This window comes from Kitasatospora sp. NPDC057512 (genome assembly GCF_042802135.1).
Lineage (GTDB): Bacteria > Actinomycetota > Actinomycetes > Streptomycetales > Streptomycetaceae > Kitasatospora.
In genome coordinates this window covers 1-7,334 of the sequence record NZ_JBHVET010000427.1, presented here as the reverse complement: position 1 = coordinate 7,334, position 7,334 = coordinate 1, and the positions used below count along the sequence as shown (strand labels likewise).

Genomic DNA, 7,334 nt, shown 5'->3' with positions numbered 1-7,334 from the left:
GGCACGGGCGGGTCGGTGGCCGGTCGGCGGTGGGTCAGTAGCGGACCGGCGGCGGCAGCTGCCGCTCCCGGACGGGCGCGGTGAAGGCGACCGGGCCGGTACTGGAGGGGGTGCTGCCGCCGCGGACGGGCAGGCCGCCCTCGACGGCGTACATCGCCTCGTCGAAGGCCTGGCCGTCGGCCGGGGCCCTGCCGACCGCGAAGATCGCCACCGCCTTGCCGTCGAGGACGGAGGTGGAGAGGTAGTCGCCGACCATGGCACCGCCTCCGGTGGCGGCGATCCGGGACAGCGGCATCGGACCGGCGACGGTCCGCGGCGCGCTCCAGGTGGCGCCGCCGTTGGCGGAGGAGATGAAGCCGACCTCCAACTCGCAGGTGGCGTCGGTGCAGTCGGCGTTCGGGTAGAAGTAGTAGTACAGCCCGAGCTTGGCGGTGCGCCCGGAGGTGGCGCGGTCGACGCCGAGGCCGGGCAGGAAGTGGTCGGCGCCGCTGGTGGTGGCGTCGATCGGCACCCGGGTCACGGCGGACCAGGTGGTCCCGTCGGTCGAGGTCGCGTAGACGATGTCGTTGGCCGGGCAGCCGGCCCGGAACCGGCAGTCCTGCCAGGCGACGTAGACCCGGCCGGCGCCGTCGATCTCGGCCGAGGGCAGGCCCTCGCCGTCGCGCAGGCCGCCCGCGACGCCGTGCGCCACGACGTCGGCGACCAGGACCGTGGAGCCCCAGGACCGGCCCCCGTCGGTGGAACCGAAGGAACGGATCGAGGTGGTGTCGGTCGAGAAGGGGACCACGACCCGGCCGTCGGGCTGCACCAGCGGTTGGCCGCCGAGGCCCAGGTTGACGCCGGACGGGCCCGACGGCGCGGACCAGGTGGCGCCGCCGTCCCGGGAGGCGGACATCACCACCAGGTTGTCGGAGGAGGGGATGTCGACCTCGATGTAGCAGGTGCCGAAGTACGGGCTGGACGGACTGTTGTCGCAGACGATCCACTCCTTGTCGTAGCCCTGGCCGTCGAAGCCGACCGCCCGCACCGGGTCCTGCCAGCGCAGCCCGTCGGCCGAGCGGCTGACGGTCACCCCGACGGGGTTGATCGCCGCGTCGATGACCAGGCCGGCGATCATCCAGGTGCCGTGCCTGGCGTCGTAGGCGATCGAGGGGTCGGAGGCCCGGGCCCAGCTGCCGCCGCCCTGGTGGGTGGTGATGCCGGGCAGGATGCCGTGCCGCCAGGTGGCGCCGCCGTCCCGCGAGGTGTTCCAGCTGAGGGCGGCCGAGCCGCCGGCGGGGAACCGCCCGACCTGGGACGAGGAGACGATCGTGCCGCCGTAGGCGAAGGTGTCGGGCTCCACCTCGGTGGCGTGCTGGCTGCCGGTTGCGGTGTCGGTGAACGGGTCGGTGCTCACCTGCAGCAGGCGCGGCCCGCCGCCGGCGGCGGTCAGGGCGTACGGGGCGGCGCCGGCGGCCGGGGCGGCGGTCCAGGCCGCGCCGGTCAGGGCGAGGGCGGCCGCGGCGACGACGGTGAACGGCCGCCGCCAACGGGCAGGGGTGCGCGGGTGCTTCATCCGAAGCTCCTTCGCGTGGGGGGAAGGTACGGACGACGAGGGGCGGGCCGCGGGTCCGAGGGCGCGGCGACCCGCCCCGGTTGGCGCGTGCGGATCGGAGGAGTTCGACGCCGTCGAGGCTCGTGGGGGCGACGCCGCCCGATCGCGTGCCGCGCGCAGAAGTGCACACGTGTTCGCAAATCGGAAGTGTGAGCCGGATCATGACATCGCACAAGATGTGCGACCAAAACGGAACGGCCCCTCACGGACCGTCGGGTCCGGCGCCCCTCCCCCACGGCGGGGCGGCGTTCCCGCGGACGTGAATACTGGCCGGTTGTCATCCGTTTTCCGAGGCTGGGGCGTCCTGAGGGCATGAAGCGCGAATCGATCCTCCCGGGGGGCTCCGGATCCGACCCGTTCGACGAGTTCGTCGTAGCGCGGTACCAGGCGCTGCTGCGGGGGGCGTACTTGATCACGGGTGACGTCCACGACGCCCGGGACCTGCTGCACGACGCCCTGGCGCAGGTGTACCCGAAGCGTTCGACGATCCGGGACACGGCCGCGACCGAGGGGTACGTCCGCAGGACGATGGTCCGCACCCACGTCTCGCGCTGGCGGCGGACCAGACGCGAAGTGCTCACCTCCGCGCTGCCGGACGGACCGGCGGCCCCGGAGGGCGAGCGGGACGACCAGCTGGCGGCGGCGCTGGCCGGACTGCCCAAGCGGCAGCGGGCCGCCGTGGTGCTGCGCTACTACCTGGACCTGCCGGTCGCCCAGGTGGCGGAGGAGCTGGGGTGCTCGGTGCCCACGGCGAAGACGCACCTGGCGCGCGGGATCAAGGCGCTTCGACAGGACATGGAAAACGTGAGGGAGCTGGTAGGCCGTGAGCGCTGAGGACAGGTTCGAGGAGGAGCTGGTCACCCGGCTCGGAACACACGCGGCAGGGATCGCCGGCACCCCGCCGCTGGCCGAACTGCACCGGGCCGGGCGGCGGCGGGCCCGGCGGCAGGCCGCCGTACGGGGGGTGACGGCGGCCGCGGTGCTGGCCCTCGGGGCGGGGGCGCTGACGCAGCTCGGCGGCGGCCTCGGGACCGACCGCACGGGGGCGGCCGGGACGGGCCTCAGCGTGCCGAGTCCGACGGCGGGGGCGACGGCGCCGGGGCACACGGCCGTGATGCTGAACTGCGCGAACGGGCCCACGTCGATGCGGACACCGGGCTGGCACCAGCACTCCGGCCAGCAGCCCTGGGAGACGCCGTCGGCGATCGCTTCGTCGGGCTACTCGTCGTCGTGGACGCCGCCGCCGGGCGCCCCTTGGTTGGGCCTGGTGTCGCCGGCCACCCCTCCGCCGGGACACTCGTCCTCGGACGTCCCGTCGACAGGCGCGCCGTTCTCCGGCCTCCCGTCGTCGTCCGGCTCGCCGTCATCCCTGCCCACGGCCTCGGGCTCAGGCTCGGGCTCGGGCTCGGGCTCGCCGTCGTCGCTGTCGTCGGAAGACCCGGCGGAGGCCCGCGTGACCCGGGCGGGTGAGTCCATCGAGGCGCTGGCGATGACCGACTACCCGGACCACTACTTCGGCACGTGCCGCGACAGGAACACGGGCACGCTCTACGTGATGCGGGTCCCCGGCAGCGGCCTGGACGCCGCCGTGACCGCGAGGGCGGCCGACTGGCCCACGGTGAAGGTGCGGTTCGCCGACGCCGCGGGCTCCCGCGAGCAGCTCATGACCGTCCTGAACCGGATCCGCGCGGACACCGAGGAGTGGCGGGTCAGGGGCGTGGTGATCGACGGGCTGACGCTCGCCATCGACGGTACCGGCGTCGTGGTCGACACCCCGCAGTGGCAGTCCGCCGAGGCGGACATCAAGGCGAAGTACGGGGCCCTGGTGGCCGAGGTCCGCTAGCGGTCCCGATTTCAACACCATTGACCACCAAGGGATTTGGGTCAGGGACGGAGTCGGAGGGCGGTGTCACCGATCGGACCGGTGCCTCCGCCCTCCGGCCTGCCCGGGCTCCGGCGCGCTCACTCGTGGGCGCTGATCTCGCCGCCGGCGCTGAGCACGATGGAGATGCCGTTGGCGTCGACCCCGACATCGTGCTGGTTCGCCTCCAGCGTGCCGTACACCGCGTTCTCGTTGCCCAGGATCTCCGCGCGGTACCGGAGTTCGCCGACCTTCGTGACCTTGGCCGTCCAGCCACCCGCCAGCTTGAAGGTGCCCGGCCCCTGGTGGCTGCCGCCCATCCAGGAGCGGATCCGGCCGTCCAGCGAGAGCATGACGAACATCCCGTTGGCGTCGAGCCCGTCGTCGTGCTCCTTCGTCTCCATGGTGGCGAGGACCTGACCGCCGTTGACGATCTTGGCGGTGTAGTGCTGGTTGCCGAGGTCGTGGATCTCGGCCTTGCTGCCGTCCACCAGGGTCTCGGTACGGACCCCCTGGCCCCCCTTGGGCGGGGTGGCCGGCGTGGTCGCGGCGTGCCCGCTGGGCGCAGCGGCCGGAGGGGTGGCACCGCGCGTACCGGTCGGAGTGGGCGCGGCGGAGGCCGTGGCCGGAGGCTCGGTGGCGGGCGCGGCGGTCGGCGCGGTGGCGGCCGCCGCCGCGGTGGTCGGCGCGGCCGTGCCCGCGTCCGACGTGGAGGAGCAGGCCGTCGCGGCGGGTACCAACAGGGCCGCGGTCAGGACGGTTCCGGCCAGCGTACGGGCAGTGGTCGCGCGGCGGATCGTCGAGAAGGGCATGCGGATCTCCTGAGCGAGGTGCGGGTGAGGAGCGCGCGGCGCCCTCTCCTGCGGGGACCGGAGGGCGGGTTCGCGTGCAGTTCGAAGGTAGTGCGAACAGTCGACGGAATGGAGCCTTCCGTGTCACCGAACTGCAACGCCCCCGGCCGTGCCGACGGCTGGTCAGCGCCGCGAGGCGGCGCCAGGAGGCAGTCCGCGCATCCACGCCGGGTCGGGGTCGGTGTGCGACGGTCCATCAGTGCTGATGCTGCGTCAATACAGTTTGCGGCGGCGGCGGTTCGCGGCGACCGGCCGAGGGCCGCCTTCAGGCGAGGTCGCGCAGACGCCGGAGCGGGCCGGCCGCCAGGATCACCGGGCCGGCCAGGCCGCACACCGCCAGCAGGAGCAGCGCCGTACGCGGCCCCCAGGCCGTGGAGGCGGCACCGGCCAGGAGCGCGCCGACCGGGATGGAGCCCCAGGAGACGAACCGGACGGTGGCCATCACCCTGGGGAGCAGCTCCGGTGGAGTGTGGGTCTGCCGATGGGTGCGGGCGACGATGCTGGTGACCACGACGCCCGCCGCGAAGCCCGCGTTGCCGAGGGCGAAGACCAGCACCGCCCACCCGGAACCGGCCGCCGGGAGCAGGAAGGTGACGAGCGCGGCGACCAGTGCCGCCCACCGCAGGGCGCCACCGCTGCCGATCCGGGAGACCACCCGGGGCGTCAGGGCGGCGCCGACCAGGCTGCCCAGGCCGCCGGTGGCCATCAGCGCTCCGACGGCGGCGGCCGGGGCGTCGAGGGCGTCCACCAGGAACACCGGAGTGAGCGTCATCAGCCCGCCGGAGACGAAGTTGACCGCGGTGGCGTAGGCCGCGCACGGCCCGATCACCGGGTGCCGGGTGACGAAGTGCCAGCCCTCGCGGATCTGCTTCCACATCCCCGCGCCGCCCGGCCGCCCGGCGGGCCGCTCCGCGCGCGGCAGGCTGCGCAGCAGGGCCGCCGAGACCAGGTAGCTGACCGCGTCCAGCACCATCGCGGCCGCGCCGCCGACGAGTTGGACCAGCACCCCGCCGAGCGAGGGGCCGGCCAGCTCGGTCGCGGCGCTGCTGCCGGCGAGCAGGCTGTTGCGGGCGGTCAGCTCCTCCTTGGCGACGATCGAGGGCAGGAAGGTGGAGTTGCCGACGTCGAAGACCACGCCCGCCAGCCCGACCAGCAGCGCGACCACCACCAGCTGCGGCAGGCCGAGCACGCCCAGGGCCGCCGCCACCGGCACCGAGGCCACCGCCAGCCCGCGCAGCAGGTCCATCGCCACCTGGGTGCCGCGCAGTGGGAGCCGGTGGACCAGGACACCGGCCGGCAGTCCGACCAGCAGCCAGGCCAGGTACCCGGCGCCGGTGACCAGGCCGACCTGCCAGGCCGCCGCGTGCAGGGAGAGCACGGCGATCAGCGGCAGGGCCACGACCGTCACCTGGCCCCCGAGCCGGCTGACCAGCGATCCGGTCCAGTAGCGCCAGAACACCCCCGCCGAGGTCCGGCGTCGCGCCTCGTGCTCCGCTCCGCGGTCCGCCGCGACCGCCGTCCGCGTCGTCACATCCACCTTCGGGCCCATCCCTTCTGTCACAACCGGACCACCCGTCGCTCTCCCGCTTCCTCGGCGCCCTCGCTCCCGGCCGCGCGCTGGAGTCCGGCAGCCACCGCGACCGCACGGCCGCACGCGCCACCCGCGGTGCCCGGGGCCACGGCGCCGGCGCCCGACGCCCGGACCAGCCGGTCGCGTTCGCCGAGCACGCCGCGCCGCACCCAGCCGCTTTCCGGGCCGCGGGCGTCGACCGGCTCGAACGGATCACCCTCACGCCGGACGCCCCCGCACCATCCGTGGGGTCCGCTGCCGGTGATCGACCCGGCGGGATCGGTGGAGGGCGCCCGCGCTCCGGGCGACGGGCTCACGGCACACTGACGGCGGGCCGTGACCGGCCCAGCCCTGACGCACCGGGCGTCCGCACAGCCGCCCGGGTCCTGACGCGTCCCTGCCCAACTCACCCGACGCCCACACCCCGAACACCAAACGCGCCACGGCCGTCACTCGGAGACCCGGCCACCCCATGCGGCGGCCCGCGCACCCGGCCGAACCCTGGCCGAATCCCGCCGCCCCCGGGGCCGCGGCACTCTCACGCGGCCGGCCCGCCGACGACGCCCGGCACCCCCGCACAACCGGCCCACACGGCCAGCCGGCCCGCACCCCGCCGCGCCCCCGCCCGCACCCGCCGCGCCGCCGATCCGACCGCAGCGCGACCGGACGATCCCGCCACCCGCCCCGGCGGCGCGGCCACGCCCGCGGGAGGACCACCCGGAGGGCCCGCTTCCGGATTGTGACGTGCCCCTGTCTAGTTCGTTCCCGTCCCGGTGTGGTGGGATGAGCGTCACGGGGATGAACCGCTGACGGGGGTGTGTGCTGGTGCGGAGTGGATGGTTGCGGGAGCTGGACGGGGACGCGGTGCGCCTGGCGGCCGTGGGGCTGGTGCGGCTGGGGGCGCAGGACTGGCTGAGTACGGAGGGCGGGTCACCGGCCTGGGTGGGCGGGGTGCGGGCGGCCTCGTTCGCCGATGCCTGGCTGGCGTTCGGGGACGGGCCCGCGTCCGGGTTGCGGGCGCCCGCGCCGGAGGTGCTGGGGGCCGTGGTCGCCCGGGCCGCGGAGCTGGTGCTGCGCTCCTGCGGGGAGGACGGTCCGGCGGCGCTGGAGTGGCTCGGGCAGCGCTCGGCGGAGGCCCGGGAGCAGGCGCATCGGGAGGGCGCCTCGCACCCGGCCGAGCCCTGTGCGCTGACCCTGGTGTGGCACGGGGTCCAGGCGCTGACCGCCGAGGACGGGCCGGATCACGCCCGCCGGATCGAGGAGCGCGCCGAGGCGTACGTGCGGGAGCGGCACTGCCGCCAGGACACCCTGGCGCTGGTGCTGTGCTGCACCCGGATCGCCGCGGCCGCGCTGGTGGAGCTGTGCGAGGGCGATCCGGAGCGGGTGGCCTGCCGGCTGGAGCAGGACGCGGCACGTTCCATGCCGCGCGTCGGCCGGGTGCCGCTGTGGGTACCGGGC

General features: G+C 75.2%; 6 protein-coding genes. 3 read left to right on the top strand and 3 right to left on the bottom strand.

Annotated elements, in window-relative coordinates; translation table 11 throughout:
• Window positions 1-34 precede the first annotated feature (34 nt).
• Window positions 35-1,555: a sialidase family protein gene (locus ACFU6K_RS25020; protein ID WP_380666547.1), complete on the bottom strand. Its 1,521-nt coding sequence runs from the start codon at window positions 1,553-1,555 to the stop codon at window positions 35-37.
• 351 nt (window positions 1,556-1,906) lie between these two features.
• Between ACFU6K_RS25020 and ACFU6K_RS25015 the strand changes: the two genes are divergently transcribed.
• Together ACFU6K_RS25015 and ACFU6K_RS25010 are read left to right on the top strand one after the other, a co-directional pair.
• Window positions 1,907-2,428, top strand: coding sequence for a SigE family RNA polymerase sigma factor (locus ACFU6K_RS25015; protein WP_053112272.1), 522 nt, complete (start codon window positions 1,907-1,909; stop codon window positions 2,426-2,428).
• Entirely contained in the window at window positions 2,418-3,437 is a 1,020-nt protein-coding gene (locus ACFU6K_RS25010; RefSeq protein ID WP_380666545.1) for a hypothetical protein, read from the top strand. Before ACFU6K_RS25015 ends, ACFU6K_RS25010 begins: the two co-directional genes overlap by 11 nt.
• A 119-nt stretch (window positions 3,438-3,556) precedes the next feature.
• Here ACFU6K_RS25010 and ACFU6K_RS25005 read toward each other — a convergent pair whose 3' ends face one another.
• Together ACFU6K_RS25005 and ACFU6K_RS25000 are read right to left on the bottom strand one after the other, a co-directional pair.
• Window positions 3,557-4,267 (bottom strand): hypothetical protein, encoded by a 711-nt coding sequence (locus tag ACFU6K_RS25005; RefSeq protein WP_380666543.1) that lies wholly within the window; start codon window positions 4,265-4,267, stop codon window positions 3,557-3,559.
• 304 nt (window positions 4,268-4,571) lie between these two features.
• The gene (locus ACFU6K_RS25000) at window positions 4,572-5,837 is read right to left on the bottom strand and encodes an MFS transporter (protein WP_380666541.1); all 1,266 of its coding nucleotides are present in this window, start codon (window positions 5,835-5,837) and stop codon (window positions 4,572-4,574) included.
• 879 nt (window positions 5,838-6,716) lie between these two features.
• On the opposite strand from ACFU6K_RS25000, the gene ACFU6K_RS24995 reads away from it, so the two are divergent.
• Window positions 6,717-7,334 (top strand): hypothetical protein (locus ACFU6K_RS24995; RefSeq protein ID WP_380666539.1); only part of this gene is annotated, 618 nt, incomplete at its 3' end.

Excerpts from the sequence above, each read along its gene's own strand:
- ACFU6K_RS25020 (WP_380666547.1), bottom strand. The coding sequence starts at position 1,555 with ATGAAGCACCCGCGCACCCCTGCCCGTTGGCGGCGGCCGTTCACCGTC.
- ACFU6K_RS25015 (WP_053112272.1), top strand. The coding sequence starts at position 1,907 with ATGAAGCGCGAATCGATCCTCCCGGGGGGCTCCGGATCCGACCCGTTC.
- ACFU6K_RS25005 (WP_380666543.1), bottom strand. The coding sequence starts at position 4,267 with ATGCCCTTCTCGACGATCCGCCGCGCGACCACTGCCCGTACGCTGGCC.